This is a genomic window from Bacteroidota bacterium (assembly GCA_030706745.1).
Classification (GTDB): Bacteria; Bacteroidota; Ignavibacteria; order Palsa-1295; family Palsa-1295; genus PALSA-1295.
Map to the genome: position 1 here is coordinate 99,323 of JAUZNX010000002.1, position 16,381 is coordinate 115,703.

The following is a 16,381-nucleotide window of genomic DNA, read 5'->3' on the forward strand; positions in this document are numbered from 1 at the left end:
GGACTCCGGATCTAATGATAGCTGACTGCCATCTTGCCGGCTCCCGTCGATAAGCGGAGCGTCAGAATGGGACTGTTGGAACGATCAAACCCAGGACTGGTCGCATAGCCCTCCCGCCGAATCGCAAGACCGCTGAAGGTGTATGAAGTGAACATTCCATCGTCATAGAATATCTGCACGCGACCAGCTAACGGTGGAATGGAAATCGTGCACGTTCCGAGGCCAACTGAGACCCGAGCCTCTAGATTCTGTTCGAGCCGTCCTTCGAATCCCAAATGGTAACTTCCGACAGCACCGCTAAAGCTAAAATGTTTGGCATTGAGATTCGAAATACCACAGAACGTACACTCGCCTAGGCCAGCCTTGACCGAGCAATTATAGAGCACTTGCGGATTTGGCTCGTTGCTGCAGATCATCGCGCGGGATGCGCCCGTTTCAATCTCCACATTGGTGAGCGCCAGGCGCGTCAGGTCGATCGAGGATTCTCCGAATCCAAGATTCGCATTGAAATCAATTGGCAAATCACGTGTGAGATAAATTCGTGTTCTGGATGTGTTCGATTTCTTAGAACCTTGATCGGTCTCACTCGCAACATGATAGAGCGACCCTTGCCTTCGAACGCCGATTCCAGAGATGCGAAGAGTACTCGCAGGAAGGAAATTATGATCGGCTTTCCAAATTGCGAGCGGCGGGGTCATCAGTTGGCCCTCATCCGTCCCGATTCCGATGCGCAGCATTCCAACATCGTTCCCAAGAAGACCGTAGGACCAATGCGGGCTTTGCGAAGATGGATCGGCATCTTCCATCTGAATGGCCGCAACAGAATTAGGATCGGTGCCAGGCTTCAAGTCTACCGAGCCATAGGGTGCATCGAGCTTAACAATCAGTCGGCGTTCGTGACCAGTCTTGTGAATCGGGCTGGTAAAGAATCCAAAGGCTGCTGCAATCCCACCGACCGCGGCGAGGGTCGCAATAGCAATGACGGCAACACATGCCATGCGACGCGTCAGGCATGAGCCTAGACTCTCAGAAGTGTTGGGGGCTTGCACGAGGTGTCAGCGAGTAGCAATCTTGCGATAGCGTGTCAAATGTGTGAAATTTCAGCACTAGGGCTACGGTTTGGGGTAAGGGAAGTTTCAAATTAGAGTGGGGGGGCGGCATGGGACCACCGCTTTGCTGGTCGCCTCGTTATGGAAATGTCGGTTCCGAGTCTCTTCACCGCCGAGGGAGGGGAGTGTTCACATGGCAGCCCTTTGTTGAGTGACTATGCTACGGCTACGTCTGATCCTATGGTATTCGCTCCTCGTCTTCTTGACGATATCGGCGATCGGGCTCTTTCAATACTACAAGATTCGAGAATCTTTATTCGATGCACTGGATATTTCGCTCATCGAAGATGCGCGGACGACCCTGACGCTGATTAGCACATTGCCGGCGAATACGAATCCTCACGAAGCGCAGATTCATGGGGAGTTGCATGCGGCAAGTTCATTGCGCGATTTGGTGGATCATGCGATCTCGGAGGTCCCTGCCACGGCCCGCGGAACAGAATTGGCCGATCGTGTGGTCAGCGAAATAATCGATCAAGTCCTTGCGGAGCTTTCCTTCCAGGATTCCACGGGGCGCATGGCCGATCCATTGGATGCGATTGTCGAGCGCTCGGTTTCCAGTCGGCGCAATAATTTGGTCGAGATCTATGGCGTGGCGCGTGAGGCCAGCGGCCGGACACATGAAGAGTCTTTTTTCCGAACTGCGAATTTGGGCGAGGATACCATCATGCGCGCCGTTCGTCCTCGAAGGGAGCGCATTAGTTCGGATACCACGGCGGCTTACAGCACAATCCACTTCCGAGGTGACCGGGTTCGAGTTGCGCGTGCCCATAACGCGCGGTTCGATGTCTACGTCGGATACCCGATCACGGATATTGAACAGAGTCTTGCGAGTGTGCGATCATCATTCTACATCGGGATCCCGCTGGCGCTCGCGATTTCAATTCTCGGCGGATTATGGCTGGCGCGCAAAGCACTCCGGCCAATCGAGCAAATCGCGGATATGGCGCGGGAGATCGGCGCAAAGAATCTCTCGCAACGGATCGATCTGCCGGGCAAAACTGACCATGAACTGGTCATCTTGACCGAAACGCTGAATTCTATGTTCGAGCGGCTTGAAGGGTCCTTTGCACAAATCTCACAGTTCACTTCGGATGCTTCGCATGAATTGAAGACGCCACTCGCTATTATGAAGGGCGAAATCGAACAAACCGAGCGGCATCTGGAAGCAGCAGCGGCGCAGGGTAGTACGCTCGATCCAAATGAGACACGCAATGTTCTGGCGAGCGTGATGGAGGAGATCGATCGGATGCAGCGCATTGTCGACGGCCTGCTGCTGCTCTCCCGAGCGGATGATCGGCAGCTTCCGCTCGATCGGGAAGAGTTGGGGCTTTATGACTATCTTTCTGCACTCGGTGAAGATGGCGCCATTCTCGCTGAGGAACGGGGGCTGACGCTCAACTATGACTTCGACCCTGGGGCGCGGTACATTCGTGTTTATGTCGATCCGACGAGACTCTATCAGGTCGTGATGAACTTGCTCGATAATGCATTGAAGTATACCCCGAAGGGCGGTTCGGTTACGCTATTTCTGCGACGGCGGGATATGAACGTGGAGTTCGGCGTCTCGGATACTGGCATTGGCATCGCGGCTGAAGATTTGCCAAAGATATTCCGGCGATTTTTCCGTACGGATGAAGCGCGGACCGGTCCGCATGACGATACGGCGCGATCACTTGGTCTGGGTCTCGCAATTGTGAAGTCTGTTGTCGAAGCGCACGGCGGGACGATCGCAGTGGAAAGTCAATTGGGTCGGGGGACGAGATTTACGATCACGATGCCGGCGATGGGATAAAATTCCAAGTTACAACAAGCTTAATTCGGATTAAGACTTGACCTTTTTGGAATTGTTGATTTCTGGGGCCAGTTAACCGGGGAGCACATGGGTGCTGCTTCACCCACATTCGTTATCGAGTCTGTTCAACGCATGAATCTTTTTACGATTTGAAGCCGTGAAACAAGGGCCTCCAACGCACAGCGCAACTCGCGCGACGCGTCACACTGCACACAGTGCTGTTCGAAGTGTTACATTTCCTATTTTTTCGTTCGCTCTGGGTGGAGCAATATTCGTTGCCTCGCACATGTTGGCCGGTTCGGACGCCAGCGCGGCGGGTACAACCTTTCAGTTGCAGGCCCAAGTGCCAACACAACGCCCGGCGACTCCCGTGCAACAACCGGTGCATCCGATTCCGCACCCCGCAAACATGACATCGGTTAACAAGGAGGAACGCCCGCGCGAGAGCCGTGTCACGCGCAAGACCGAGACTCGTGAAGCGATCATTGGACGCCAGAACGATCCAGCTCGTCGTCAGGATTTGTGTCGGAAGCTCGAACAACGCCGGCAAGAATTGCGCGAACGAGAGCATTCGCATCCGGCCCGATAATTATTTCGGAGAGAATTCTTGAAATAATTATTTGTCACGGAACGAGCCGGAACTTGGGGGCCGAATCCCAAGTTGTACTCTTTGATTGCATCAGATCGATGCAACGAACAAAGTGTGAGACTTATAGATGTAGGCGGGTTCCATTTAGGCCGTTTGTATCTAAAGTCAAGGTGAGAGAAAAGACACTGTTGGCTCCATTGGCGCAAGCTGGTGGAGCCGCAGTGTTTTTTTGTAGGTGCCTATCGTTGAATTTTTAAGTCAATTTGCCCTGATATGGCGTGGAATAGACCATGTATTCCTTCGATTCCGAACTGCACTCAGCCGCCCGGCTTTATGTAATTTCTCAGCCATTTCAACCCATTTGCCCGTCATCCAAACGATCCCGGCAAAGACAAGAAGCAACATTCCAGTGGAGAAGATAACTAAAAAGAGGATTAGCATGTGTCCCATAATCATGTGTCCCATAATTAGGCAAATACTCCAAGACTTATTCCGGAAAACCGCGTCTGCAAGTCGAGAAATCGTTTGCATGAATCAGTTTTACTGCGGTGGCTTTCGAGCGGCACAAAATTGAAGTGCCGCGCTCCGCGCGGCACTTCGGCAAGAGAACACCTGACTGGCGGCCTATCGGTCAATTACCATTTTCTTGGTCACACGGGTGTATGGGGTCTCGAGCCGGAGATAATATGTTCCGGTTGGCAATGCGGAGCCATTCAAGGAAATCGAGTGATTGCCAGCTTCCATTGTGCCAGTGGCTACCGTTTGCTGGACTCGGCCCATTACGTCGATCAAGACAAGCTCGACGTGCTCGCGTCCAGGAAGCGTAAAGCTAACTTCGGTTTGGCCGGAGAATGGATTCGGATATGCGGTGAGCGCAAGCATCTCTGGCGGCGCATCCGGCACGACTCCAGCAGCGGTACAGGTAATGTTGTCAGTTCCTGTGCATGCGTGAACGGTACCAAGGCTGTTGAATGTCTCCACATTGACGCGATACGGCAGCAATGCTCCGCTGCTTTGCCGATAGTGGACAACGAATCCGCCCCGGGTCAGACCCGGCTGAATCTCTCCGTTGAAGTCCACCGAGTCACCGCCATAAGAAGTAACTCCCCATCCAATTGGGTGGTTCGTGGTGTCAACTTTCCATCCATCCAGAGGAATCACGCGAATCAGATTAATCGGACCCTCGCTCACAAGCCGCGAATATTTTACAGCAATAGTGTCGAGGCAATCATTCGTCTTGCTGTGAGTGAAGAAGATGTTGTCGCATGGTGGTGGAGGTGGAGTGCAGCTAATAACAGTCACACCATGGCCAGTGATTTTGTTCGACGCGGAGTCGCGCACGCTCCAGGTAACCGGCACTTGTGAACCTGCTACCACAGGGATCAAGGTGAAGGTATCCGTCTGTGTCTCAAATGGTTTGATGGTCTGGCCGGATCCGGCTGTAAACTGCATCGATGCATTCTGACTTCCAAAGTTGACAGGCCAATGCTTATCAGAGGTTGCCTTACTTCCGAACGAGGCTACAGTCGGATCGACAGAGTATGTTACCGAGCGATCGTTTCCAGGATTGGGTTGATGTTTATTCACCACTGTTCCGGTGAAGAGACATCCGCCTGGAGCGACTTGCGCGAAAATCACAGTGTCGGAGTCAACAGGAGGAATGGAGCATCGGAGCGGAAGAACCCCGCTGGACACAAGACTGGCAGTTCCTGCTGTCGTATCGTACGTTGACCATGCGAGGTTGAAATCACCCTGACTCGGATTATCCACAACCAGCGTGAAGGAATTCGAGCGGCCACCGGGTAGATAATACGCGGAGGAGAAGGGCAAGAACGAGACCTTGGTCCGCGCAGGAGTATCGATCAGCGTTGCCCAACCATTAGGACTGTTCTCGGCCGTTTCGAACGTCACGCCCGGCGTTTGGCTGGTCAGGACAACTCTTGTCAGCGGAGACGTTGGACGGTCCATGGAGACATGAAAATTCTCAGCGGTGATCCTGTAAGCGCAGCCTCCGATTTTGTCTGCGACTATGGTATCAGCGGAGGCATCAGTCGTAGCTGCACAAGGGGCGGTTGTCAGAGTGTCATGGACTGTATCCCGATCGATAATGCTCGTCCCATTATATGCGCGCCACACGATATTGTAAACACGCAGGAGCGGGCTCGAACTGAGGGTCACGACAAAGCCGGTTTGGGTGCTGCCTCGGTTAACGCCCTGGAGCGAGGAGAAAAACGCCTTGGTACCGGTGACCGAATCGATGTTCCACCCATCCGGTGCGCTAACGGCGGAAGGTCGCATCATCGCTTGCCCACCAAGAATCTCAAAACTGAGATGATCGATTTGACTTTGCTGTCCATTCCGGTTGGTGACGCTAAGATTGAACGATGGATCGCAGCTCGGCAGAAGAGTCCCCGTGGCGGTGACGTTATCTATCGGAGGATACCCTTGCCAGGCAGTGGTATACAGGCACACTGTACCTGAGGAAATTTGGGTAACGCTGTTTCCCCTGAAGTAGTATGTCGTCCAGAGGATCTCAGTACATTGGTCCAGAGCGTTCGTATCCAGCGTGAATGCCAGGATGGAATCGCGTCCACCATGTGGCGAAATCGAAAATCCCTGATCGTTCCAAAAATAAACCCTGTCTCTCGCTGCATTAATGGTATCCAACCACCCTGCACCCTGCATGGGCGGCTCAGAAATCGGCAAGAAATTCTCATCCCACTTCACTCCGGGCGTCAGAATCTGGAATGTGACCCGGTTGATCGGCAGCAAGCCCACATTTTTGTTGATTATGGTCCAATCCCACGTGCGGTCAATGAATTGTTCCGGGTAGTACCGAACGGAATCGGACTGCGCATGAACGCGGCTGGTGCCGAAAAAAGAAATTGCGAGGAGGAAAAGCGGGAGAATTCTGCCGAAGACTTTCATAATATAAGAAGTACGGTTTAACAGTATGCTAACAGGATGCGGAATGAAAAAGAATTCCTTCTGGGCCAAGAATCTCAGCCATTGGCAAAAATACGACGATAATGGCACATGACTTGAACCAGCAATGGCTTATGCCGTGGCCTGAAGGAATGAGACTCTTTGGGGTGACACTTCCCGCGTGGATGCGCAAAGGCCTCCGCGTGCTCGGCTTGATGACTGTTATGAATGTTGTACTTCGCTATACGTTCGTTGGCGAGTTGCTAGAACGATGGTTTCGGGATGCCTCCGGGGAAGATCTCATAAATGATGCGGTTCCCAAAAGTGAATAGCTGCCGCCAAAACGGAATAGCTAATAATTGCTTTCTAAAACAAAAGGACGATCCCGAAGCCAAGAATTACTCCGATCAGCGCAACCAGATTGAAATTACGGCGCTTCGGCTCGATGCCGGCTTCGCGCAATAATGCAAAAATGCTCCAGCGTTGTAGTTCCGGATAGTGCTCATCCATCGACCATCGCAAAATGACATATCGCAACCGTTGGGTTGAAGTGAAGAACCACATGATGTAAGAAGCAATCACTGTTGCGGTGCCGCAACTGGTCGCAACGACAAACAGGAGCGCCGCTTTGGTCATCGTTAGCAACATCCGATAGCGCAGCCAGTCGCGTTCGAAATCTTCCGTTCGATAGAAACCGTGCTTGTTCTGGTGAAACGAAAGCCGTACGACGAAGATCGAAAGAATCGCATCGACCTCCGCCATCGCGAACAAGAAGAAGAGGACCCCGATGACTGGCGAACGCGTATCCTTCATAAGATAGAACGCGGCCATCACAATAATAAACGCGATGAGGGAGTAGTCACTCTGCCAGATCTGGGTGAGCAACTGGGTCGTTCGCCGTCGTTTGCCGGCCTCAAGCAGCCGTCTCATCCGTCCGACCTTAATGGTTGAATGCGGATCGCCAGCCGGCGCAATCACCTGGCTCGCCTCCCGGTCGCGGGCAATCTGTTGGATCGCCTCATCCTCCATTAGTGGGACCGGCGTTTGCTCGGATGGAGGTGTTTCCTCCACGCTGGCAGCTTCTTCGATCGTCGTTGTGAGGCGCATGAAGTTTATCTAAGAAAGAGAGCACCATTCGCCAATACCGGACGACCCGTGCCGCTTTCAAGCAGTTTATCCAATGGACGTGCCAAGTAGTTTCGAAGAGTTACGAATGATTCGATTTGATGCCCTGTTTACACGAACTGCATGTCAGCTCTCGTACTTATCCTTCGCGACGCGCTTCCCGCGCTGTATGCCGGCCTTGTCTTTTATTTTGGCCGGACATTTTTCCGTCCAGTTGATACGGCGCGCCGACTGAAGTATGGCTTGCCCGCTGCTTACGTTGTCATCGCCATCCATGCGTTATATATTGGGGCATATACCGCGACCGAACATCACGAATTGCTGGCGACGATTTACGAGCTGATGTCTCTGATCGCATTTACTTTGCTGGCAGTCTATGTCTTTGCCGAACTTCGCCTTTCGAGGGAGACGTCGGGGACAGGTTTCTTTGTGACGGCTGTGGCATTCTTGCTGCAACTTGCGTCCTCGCTGACTATCGGTAGCGAAAGCGTGCCGGAGCTTAAACCCCTCCTCAAAAACCCGATTTTCAATCTTCATGTAACTACTTCTGTCTTCGGGTATGCCGCGCTCATTCTTGCAGCGATTTATGGCAGCTTGTATTTATTGCTCGATCGTGCGCTTCGGCGAAATGAATATGGTGCGCTCTTCGAGCATATTCCAAGCCTTTCACGACTGGAGCGATATGGCACTCGTGCTACGGCTGCCGGATTTATCTTTCTCACACTGGCAATCGTGCTTGGTGGCATATTGCTGAGGGAGTTTCCTCCTGTGGCAAGCTCCGGCGCCCTGCTGCTCGATCCAAAAGTGTTGATGACCCTGCTCGTATGGCTGGTCTTTGGCGTGACATTGCTCATTCGGCAGTTCGCACATGTAGAAGGCCGCAGATTGGTGCTGTTCTGGATGTCTGGTTTCGCGCTGACGGTGATTTCCATGACGATTATCAATACGATCGGTACCAATTTCCATAGTTTCCTCTAAATCTCCAGTGCCGCAATCGCTCATATCGGTCAGTATTTCGCATCACCGGGCGCCGGTCGAGGTGCGGGAACGGCTGCATCTCAAAGAGCCGGAAGCGCGTGCACTGCTGGAGCGGATGAAACCTGAAATTGCCCGGGAAGCACTCATCGTTTCGACCTGCAACCGTACCGAGCTGTATGCCTTACCAGTTTCCGAGCAGGTTTCCAGCGAGTACCTCATCGATTTCTTACTTGGGGCCAAAGGGATTCCTCATGCGGAGGTCGGGGCCTATCGCGATTACTTCGAGCGCATGTCCTATTGCGACTCGATCCTGCATCTTTTTCGAGTGGCCAGCGGTACCGATTCGCAGATCATTGGCGATCAGCAAATTCTTTCGCAGGTCAAGGATGCGTTTCGCATCGCGACCGAATCCGGCGCATCCGGCAGCATCCTGACCAAGCTGGCCCATGCTGCGTTCCGGGCAGCCAAGCGCGTCATTTCCGAGACTTCGCTCATGACTGGCGCTGCAACGATCTCCTTCGCGGCCGTCGAGCTTTCCCGAAAAATTTACGACGATCTTCGCTCCCGCCGGGTGCTCATTATTGGTGCCGGCGAGAGTGCTGAACTCGTCGCGAAGCACTTTGCCGAGCGTGGCGTGCGCTCGCTGACTGTTGCGAATCGGACGCTTGAGCGTGCAACGACGTTGCTCGCTAATGCCACGGAAGGCGAAGGCCGCGCGATCGAACTGGCCCAGTTGCCGGAAGCTCTCTCGTCGTCCGATATTGTCGTCAGCGCGACGTCCGCATCTGGTTTTGTTCTGACCAAGGAGATGGTCCAAGCCGCGCTCAAAAAACGCGAGTCATCGAGTCCACTCGTGCTGGTCGATATTGCTGTCCCACGCGACATCGATCCCGAAACGCGCCGGCTGCCGAACGTCTTCCTGAAGGACATCGACGATCTCCGCGCCATGGTCGATCAGAACCTGGAGCGCCGCAAACTCGAAATTCCGAAGGCCGAAACGATTGTTCGCGAAGAACTCGATCATTTTCTCCAGACGCTCTCCAAGCTCGAAGTTGGACCGACCATCAAGGAGCTTCGCGAGAAGTTCGAAGCCGTCCGCCGCGAAGAGCTCGACCGCCACCGAGCCAAATTGGACGAGAAGTCATTCGCCATGATGGACGAAATGACTCGCCGCATGATGAATCGGTTGCTCCACCAGCCCATGGTGACCCTGAAGGAGCCGGCTGGCGCAGGCCGCACCTACGGTGCTCGCCAGCCTTCGAACGACGACATGATGACCCGTATCGAGATTGTCCGAAAGCTATTCGCGCTCGATGGCAACGGCGAGGAGTAGCTGCCTCTTAGTTGACGGCATCCCAATTCAACTGACTGGACTCCAGTAACGGAGAATATCCCGTTGAATCAATTCACTCCTATGTCATTCCTGTGAAAGCGGGAATCCAGGTTCTCTTCTTTCCGCCAGTCCCAAGTTGTGCATCCGTTCTCACGGAAACGTACCATTGGTGCGCAAGCAGCCCAGTTCACCGAATCGGAAGTTAAGTGAAGAGTACCCCTTCCATCTATTACAACGCTGCTCGACCCTTCCGGTGTTGCAGTGACATCAAAAACTCATATATTCAACTGCAGAATTAATGCAATATTCATAAGTCCTCATTCTAATTAGCGAAGAGAACCCATTCCACCCTATATAACAAGGTTCGACCCATCCGGCATCGCAAGTTTTCGATGAATTTTGCATACTGTTCTGGCCAGAATGGACAGACCGCGAGTTGCAGCGCTCGCTTAAGCTTGCGCGAATCTGTGTAACGGCGATGGACCCGCCAGTTCGCGCGAAATGGTCTACAAACTTGTGGAGGTTGAAGTCGGATTGGTCTTCGCGATTCTAACGGCCTGCGAGATGTTTTTCTTGAAAAGTAGGTGTAACCTTTTGCTATCTCGCTGGTCTTCTATAAGTAGAAGCTTGGTTTCTCACGAACGTTTGGGAGGTTTCCCATGAAACGATTGCTCGTAGCGGTATTTCTCCTCCTCGGAGCCAGCCTAACGGCCAGCCGTGCCAAGGCGCAGGTGGATTCATGTCTCGCGCTTTACCAGAATATGACCTCAATGCCGAAAGACTCCACCATCGAGAATCCCGACAGTCTCAGGATTGACACATGTCATCCATGCCACACAAATTTTGGGGAGTTACCATGTACGTGGTACGCCAAACGGACATTTCTCACCATCTTCAAATATTACATTTTTCCCGACTCGATTCCGCCTACAGGTTATGGTGTCGTGCGTCAATGGTGGCAGATTGATTCAACGTTTCCCGAAGTCAGAAGGCACATGCAACTTATCGAGCAGCGATTCGGACACTTTGACTTACAATACCGGCAAATGGGCAGCGGGTGGGATACGTCCAGTTATCTTGCAAAAGGATGGAAGTTCTATTTCGACCAATACGTGAACGTTGATAGCGCGCTTGGCTACATAGACTCGTTGCCCGACCTTGAGGTCAACCTACTTGGCCATGTTCATGTGAGCTTTTACGACGGGCTGAATACTTACTTTGGCGGACATAGCGACGTTGAGCAAATACCTGACCGCCATTCGCGCACACATGCCTGGCCACAGCCATGTTCAAGCGAGCTTGTGTTGCAGGGAGAAGGCAGGATTGATATTCCCGATGTTCTTGACTTGCTCGGGCGTCACCTGGCACCCCCCACTCGATTTGAAGACGACTCGACCCTCCACATCGATCTTACGACGGTGCCAAGCGGCATCTTATTCTTAAAACTCCCCCAACAGGTTATTAAAATAACCGTCAGAAAGTGACATCTTGAATTGTCGCCGACCCCCGACACTGAGCTACTGGCGGAGCTATCGATCTCTGGTTGCGATATGTCCGTTGGCACCGATCATGATCGTGCGCTGTGGTGTGGCGTAGTTCACATCGATCCAGCGTGCCGAGCCGAGCGTAGCGTGTGGCCAGGTGGCGCCCTGATCCGTCGATTCGAGCACATTACCCGCATAGCCTGCGGCAGTGAGGATCCCGGCAGCTCCCGAGGCGATGCCCTGCACGGGATACTGCAAATGCGAAATCGTGCTCCATGTTTGTCCCGCATCGTCGGTCCGGAGCAATGCGCCGCCTGTTGGATCGGCACTTCCATCTGTCTGTTGCAGAATGCCACACGCGAAGCCCGTCTGTGCGTTCAGGAATGTCGAACGCGTGATTTGGTATTGCGGCACATCGTTGGCCGAACGATTCCAGGTTTGTCCCGCGTCGGTCGTCCAGTATGAGGTACCGAATTTGCCAAGCGCGATGCCATAGGTCGCCGACAAAAATCGGATGTGATAAAATGAACCAGTCGAAATACTGAGGACGCGGTTCCAGGTTGCTCCACCATCAGAGGTCCTCCAGAGTTCACCGTTGGAGCCTGGTGGTGTGGAATAGGCATCCGCCGTGCCGAGAATGCCGACGGTCGGCGAGGCAAATGCCATGCAACGCAAATTGTAGCTGGTGCTGATCGGAATCGCGGACCACGTATGGCCGCCATCATTGGTGCGCCACACATTATATCCATCACCGGCGGCAAGTCCGTTGGTGGCATCAAAAAAGTGGATGCCATAGACGCCCGTTCCGGATTCGGAGGAGACCGGGACCGTTGCGAGCCTTGCCCAGGTCGTACCACTGTCGATGCTGCGAAGCACGGTACCGCCATCGCCGCCCACGAATCCAAGCTGTGGACTCAGAAACTCGCTGATAATCAGGTCTTCGGTTGTACCCGATTGACGATAGACCCACAGTGAATCATCCCAATCAGGGCTTTGGACGTACACGGTATCAAACTCCGTCGTGACTCGCTGGCGGCAGCTATTCAGACTTAGCATCGAGATGACCCCGAATGCCACAACGACCAGCGCGAGCGAGAAACCAATGACCTTCTTCATGTTACGGTATTGACTGTTGTTCAATCGGACAATTTTGTGGCAGACCAAGTCAAAAAACCGAAGTATTGGTTCCTTGGAAACGCACCCATGCGGCACCCGTCAACGGAAGGACCTGTTCTCGGCATTTCATGGCAAGAGTATTACTCGGAATGTCGGGTGGTGTGGATTCCTCCGTGGCGGCAGCGCTGCTCCGCGAGGAAGGCCACGACGTGATCGGCATGACCATCAAGACCTACAATTACGAGGACATCGGCGGCAACCTCAATAATGATACATCGTGCTGCTCGCTCGATGGCATCAACGATGCCCGCCGCGTGGCCGCCCGACTGAAGATCCCGCATTATGTCACCGATATGACCGAGGAATTCGGTCGCGAGATCATTCAGTATTTTACCGAGACCTATCTTGCCGGTGAGACACCGAATCCTTGTGTGAAGTGCAACCGTGAAATAAAATGGGCGGCGATGCTCCGCAAGGCAGACCAGTTAAGCTGCGAGTATATCGCGACAGGGCACTACGCACATCTCCGCAACGAGGACGGTCGCATGATCCTCTCGAAGTCCGCCGATACGACCAAGGATCAGACGTATGCGCTCTGGTCGGTGCGTGAGGAGCATTTGCACCGCACGCTGTTTCCACTGCAGAAATATACAAAGGCTGAAGCACGACTTGTTGCGGAGAAGTACCAGCTTTCCGTTGCGAAAAAGCACGAGAGCTACGAGATTTGTTTCGTGCAGGATAATGACTACCGCCGGTTCCTCAAGGATCGGGTCAGTGCAGCCAAGATAATCGCACCACGCGCGGGCGCTTTTGTACTCAAGGGTGAGACGGTCGGACAGCACGACGGTCTTCCATTCTACACAATCGGACAGCGGAAGGGACTGGGCCTGAGTATTCCTTCACATCCTGCGCCGCTTTACGTTACGGGTCTCGACGTACTCAATAATCATGTCCATCTCGGAGATGATGACGATTTACTGTCGAGTCAACTCGTGGCCCATCACTTGAATCTCATTAAGTACGACGCCTTGCCGAGTGCGGGTTTGCGTGTTACCGCAAAGATCCGATACAAGGACGAGGGTGCGCTCGCAACGGCAATTCCAGTTGCCGGCGACCGCATGCGCGTGATCTTCGATGAACCACGACGCGCCATCACACCGGGGCAATCGGTCGCACTCTATGAAGGTGACGATCTCATCGGTGGTGGTATTATCGAAAAAAGTGAATTAATATGATTGCTCGTACCAAATCAAACCTCGCTCTTGCGGTTCTGACCGTAGCATTTATTGCTGGCTGTAATACCGTTACACCGCCTCAGCAATACAACCCCGGCAGTTTCGCGGCCGATTTCGCGAACGCGGATGGCGTGCCGTCCTACTTCACTGCAACGAATGCATTGGCGGTGCAGGTCGGTGCCGAGTATTCCATCTCCGCCACAGAAGCCACGCACCAGGGGACGAATGAGATCGACATATCCGGAATTCCTGCCACCGTGACGACAACGACTTCAAGTCAGTCTCCAACGCTGAACATTCGGTATTACGATGCCACGACCAATCAGGATTTCGAGGCTCGCTCCGGCAGTGGTTTCTGCAGTATGACGGTTACGCAGACCTCGCCGACTCTCCAAGGTACGTTCACGGGACGACTGGTATCGAGTGGGCGCGCCGATAGCATCCGCGCAATAACGAGTGGGAATTTCAACGCATCCTTCTAAGCCATCCTTCTAAGGCATCCTTCTACGCAAGTCCGCATGGCCGATCAGGCAATCGCTCAGACCACCAAAGATACTCTCGCCCGCTACCGCACCGAAGCCCTTCAGGGTGGCGGATCAAAGCGCATTGAAGACCAGCATCGTAAAGGAAAGCTGACGGCCCGCGAGCGGCTCGAACTGCTGCTCGACTCTGGCAGCTTCGAAGAGTTCGACATGTTCGCCCGACATCGATCGACGGATTTCGGTCTTGAAAAACAGCGGCCGCTCGGCGATGGCGTTGTGACCGGCTGCGGACGCATTAACGGTCGCTTCGTCTACGTTTTCAGTCAGGATTTTACCGTGTTCGGTGGCTCATTATCCGAGTCTCACGCGGAAAAGATCGTGAAGGTCATGGAAATGGCGATGAAGACCGGCGCGCCGATCATCGGCCTGAATGACTCAGGCGGAGCGCGCATTCAGGAAGGCGTTGTTTCGCTCGGAGGCTATGCAGATATTTTTCTTCTGAATACGTTGGCCTCTGGCGTGGTGCCGCAAATTTCTGCCGTGCTTGGCCCATGCGCAGGCGGCGCAGTGTATTCTCCTGCGATTACCGATTTTGTTTTCATGGTCGAGGGCACCAGTTACATGTTCGTCACAGGGCCGAACGTGGTGAAGACCGTGACACACGAGGATGTAACAAGTGAAGCGCTTGGCGGTGCGGATACGCATGCGCAGAAATCGGGCGTGGCGCACTTTGCGGTGCCGAACGAACTTGATTGTATCAATGGCATTCGGACGCTCATGAGCTTCCTTCCACAGAACAATCGTGAGAAGACACCGCGCTCAGTCAGTGATGATGATCCGACGCGCGTTTGCACTGCAACGCAGGATATCATTCCCGACTCGCCGAACAAGCCATACGACATGCACGTCGTGATCGAAGATGTTGCCGACAAAGGGAGCTTCTTCGAAGTCCACCGCGATTTTGCGACGAACATCATCGTTGGCTTTGCGCGATTAGATGGCGAAGCAATCGGCATCGTAGCGAACCAACCACTCTCGATGGCGGGCGTGCTCGATATTGATTCCAGCACAAAGGGCGCGCGCTTCGTCCGGTTCTGCGATGCGTTCAACATTCCGATCGTGGTCTTCGAGGACGTTCCGGGATTCCTGCCCGGCACCGATCAGGAGTGGCGTGGCATCATTCGTCACGGCGCAAAGCTGCTCTATGCCTTTGCGGAAGCGACGGTGCCAAAGGTAACGGTCATCACGCGCAAAGCCTACGGCGGTGCGTATGACGTGATGAACTCCAAGCACATTCGCGGTGACATTAATTATGCGTGGCCAACGGCAGAGATCGCGGTCATGGGTCCTAAAGGCGCAGTAGAAATTATTTTCAAGAAAGAGATTGAAGAGGCCCGCGTCGCTGGAGGCGATCCCGCCGCCAAGGCCCGCGAGGAAGAGCTAACGAACGAGTACCGCACGCGCTTCGCCAATCCCTTCATCGCAGCCGAGCGCGGATACATCGACGATGTAATCGAGCCGGAAGAAACCCGCATCCGCCTCATCCGCGCACTCAAGATGCTCGCGACAAAGCAAGATACGAACCCATGGAAGAAGCATGGGAATATACCCCTCTAATGACCCGCATCTATCACTTCATCACCAAATCCGATCTCGATCAACACCTCGATGCGAAAGTATTTCGGGTCCCTTCGTTGGCAGGTCAAGGCTTCATCCATTGCTCGAAGATCGATCAGGTTTTGGATGTTGCGAATTACATAGCACCCTACAGCGAGGAAATGCTGCTTTTGGAGATTGACGAGGCGAAAGTCTTGCCGGAAATCCGATATGAGAACCTGGAGGGCGGCGAGCGGCTCTTCCCGCATATCTATGGTCCGCTCAACCGGGATGCGATCCTGGCCATTCACCCACTGGACTGGGATGGCGAAGATGGTTATCAACTACCGGAAGTCCTCCGAAACGATTTGGCGTAAGCGGCGTTTAGCACTCGCCTTCGTGCCCTAAAGGGCACGGCTAGAGGCAACATCGGGGCGTGGCGCAGCTGGTAGCGCACCTGCTTTGGGAGCAGGGGGTCGCACGTTCGAATCGTGTCGCCCCGACAACATGAGGATGAGGGATGAAGGCTGAGGGGAGGATGGTGGGCTCGTTCTGTCTCAATTCAGGCATTCATTTTTGACCTCTCGTGACTCTCGACACCCGAACGCGGATTT

Annotated in this window: 13 protein-coding genes and 1 tRNA gene; 10 read left to right on the forward strand and 4 right to left on the reverse strand. The window is 53.7% G+C overall.

Annotation, left to right across the window (positions count from 1 at the left end; genetic code table 11):
• Positions 1–11 precede the first annotated feature (11 nt).
• On the reverse strand, positions 12–998 hold the full coding sequence (locus Q8902_03035) for a hypothetical protein (GenBank protein ID MDP4198528.1): 987 nt from the start codon (positions 996–998) through the stop codon (positions 12–14).
• Between the two features lie 268 nt (positions 999–1,266).
• Here Q8902_03035 and Q8902_03040 point away from each other — a divergent pair, with 268 nt between their 5' ends.
• Together Q8902_03040 and Q8902_03045 are read left to right on the forward strand one after the other, a co-directional pair.
• Positions 1,267–2,904, forward strand: coding sequence for an ATP-binding protein (locus Q8902_03040; GenBank protein MDP4198529.1), 1,638 nt, complete (start codon positions 1,267–1,269; stop codon positions 2,902–2,904).
• A 157-nt stretch (positions 2,905–3,061) separates the two neighbouring features.
• A complete protein-coding gene (locus Q8902_03045; protein ID MDP4198530.1) occupies positions 3,062–3,493 on the forward strand; it encodes a hypothetical protein in 432 nt (143 codons plus the stop codon).
• A gap of 624 nt (positions 3,494–4,117) precedes the next feature.
• On the opposite strand, the gene Q8902_03050 is transcribed toward Q8902_03045, so the two are convergent.
• Together Q8902_03050 and Q8902_03055 are read right to left on the reverse strand one after the other, a co-directional pair.
• Complete coding sequence (locus Q8902_03050) at positions 4,118–6,421, reverse strand: T9SS type A sorting domain-containing protein (GenBank protein MDP4198531.1); 2,304 nt, start codon at positions 6,419–6,421, stop codon at positions 4,118–4,120.
• Positions 6,422–6,784: 363 nt separating this feature from the next.
• Positions 6,785–7,525 (reverse strand): hypothetical protein, encoded by a 741-nt coding sequence (locus Q8902_03055; protein ID MDP4198532.1) that lies wholly within the window; start codon positions 7,523–7,525, stop codon positions 6,785–6,787.
• Positions 7,526–7,666: 141 nt separating this feature from the next.
• Between Q8902_03055 and ccsA the strand changes: the two genes are divergently transcribed.
• From ccsA to Q8902_03070, 3 genes are all read left to right on the forward strand, one after another.
• Positions 7,667–8,521 (forward strand): cytochrome c biogenesis protein CcsA, encoded by an 855-nt coding sequence (gene ccsA / locus Q8902_03060; GenBank protein MDP4198533.1) that lies wholly within the window; start codon positions 7,667–7,669, stop codon positions 8,519–8,521.
• 7 nt (positions 8,522–8,528) lie between these two features.
• Positions 8,529–9,854, forward strand: coding sequence for a glutamyl-tRNA reductase (gene hemA / locus Q8902_03065; protein MDP4198534.1), 1,326 nt, complete (start codon positions 8,529–8,531; stop codon positions 9,852–9,854).
• A gap of 659 nt (positions 9,855–10,513) precedes the next feature.
• Positions 10,514–11,338: a hypothetical protein gene (locus tag Q8902_03070; GenBank protein MDP4198535.1), complete on the forward strand. Its 825-nt coding sequence runs from the start codon at positions 10,514–10,516 to the stop codon at positions 11,336–11,338.
• A 45-nt stretch (positions 11,339–11,383) separates the two neighbouring features.
• Here Q8902_03070 and Q8902_03075 read toward each other — a convergent pair whose 3' ends face one another.
• Positions 11,384–12,454, reverse strand: coding sequence for a YCF48-related protein (locus Q8902_03075; protein MDP4198536.1), 1,071 nt, complete (start codon positions 12,452–12,454; stop codon positions 11,384–11,386).
• A 128-nt stretch (positions 12,455–12,582) separates the two neighbouring features.
• Here Q8902_03075 and mnmA point away from each other — a divergent pair, with 128 nt between their 5' ends.
• The 5 genes from mnmA to Q8902_03100 all read left to right on the forward strand — a co-directional run bounded on the left by mnmA (position 12,583) and on the right by Q8902_03100 (position 16,270).
• On the forward strand, positions 12,583–13,689 hold the full coding sequence (mnmA, locus tag Q8902_03080) for a tRNA 2-thiouridine(34) synthase MnmA (GenBank protein MDP4198537.1): 1,107 nt from the start codon (positions 12,583–12,585) through the stop codon (positions 13,687–13,689).
• The gene (locus Q8902_03085; GenBank protein MDP4198538.1) at positions 13,686–14,171 is read left to right on the forward strand and encodes a hypothetical protein; all 486 of its coding nucleotides are present in this window, start codon (positions 13,686–13,688) and stop codon (positions 14,169–14,171) included. The genes mnmA and Q8902_03085 overlap by 4 nt, the downstream gene beginning before the upstream one ends.
• Positions 14,172–14,207: 36 nt before the next feature.
• Positions 14,208–15,788, forward strand: coding sequence for an acyl-CoA carboxylase subunit beta (locus Q8902_03090; protein ID MDP4198539.1), 1,581 nt, complete (start codon positions 14,208–14,210; stop codon positions 15,786–15,788).
• Positions 15,788–16,144, forward strand: coding sequence for a DUF952 domain-containing protein (locus tag Q8902_03095; protein ID MDP4198540.1), 357 nt, complete (start codon positions 15,788–15,790; stop codon positions 16,142–16,144). The genes Q8902_03090 and Q8902_03095 overlap by 1 nt, the downstream gene beginning before the upstream one ends.
• 53 nt (positions 16,145–16,197) lie before the next feature.
• Positions 16,198–16,270 (forward strand) — tRNA-Pro (locus Q8902_03100).
• Positions 16,271–16,381 lie beyond the last annotated feature (111 nt).

What these genes read in the sequence shown, in the direction of transcription:
- Q8902_03035 (MDP4198528.1), bottom strand. Translation starts at nt 998, where the DNA reads ATGGCATGTGTTGCCGTCATTGCTATTGCGACCCTCGCCGCGGTCGGT.
- Q8902_03040 (MDP4198529.1), top strand. Translation starts at nt 1,267, where the DNA reads ATGCTACGGCTACGTCTGATCCTATGGTATTCGCTCCTCGTCTTCTTG.
- Q8902_03050 (MDP4198531.1), bottom strand. Translation starts at nt 6,421, where the DNA reads ATGAAAGTCTTCGGCAGAATTCTCCCGCTTTTCCTCCTCGCAATTTCT.
- Q8902_03055 (MDP4198532.1), bottom strand. Translation starts at nt 7,525, where the DNA reads ATGCGCCTCACAACGACGATCGAAGAAGCTGCCAGCGTGGAGGAAACA.
- ccsA (MDP4198533.1), top strand. Translation starts at nt 7,667, where the DNA reads ATGTCAGCTCTCGTACTTATCCTTCGCGACGCGCTTCCCGCGCTGTAT.
- Q8902_03070 (MDP4198535.1), top strand. Translation starts at nt 10,514, where the DNA reads ATGAAACGATTGCTCGTAGCGGTATTTCTCCTCCTCGGAGCCAGCCTA.
- Q8902_03075 (MDP4198536.1), bottom strand. Translation starts at nt 12,454, where the DNA reads ATGAAGAAGGTCATTGGTTTCTCGCTCGCGCTGGTCGTTGTGGCATTC.
- mnmA (MDP4198537.1), top strand. Translation starts at nt 12,583, where the DNA reads ATGGCAAGAGTATTACTCGGAATGTCGGGTGGTGTGGATTCCTCCGTG.
- Q8902_03085 (MDP4198538.1), top strand. Translation starts at nt 13,686, where the DNA reads ATGATTGCTCGTACCAAATCAAACCTCGCTCTTGCGGTTCTGACCGTA.
- Q8902_03090 (MDP4198539.1), top strand. Translation starts at nt 14,208, where the DNA reads ATGGCCGATCAGGCAATCGCTCAGACCACCAAAGATACTCTCGCCCGC.
- Q8902_03095 (MDP4198540.1), top strand. Translation starts at nt 15,788, where the DNA reads ATGACCCGCATCTATCACTTCATCACCAAATCCGATCTCGATCAACAC.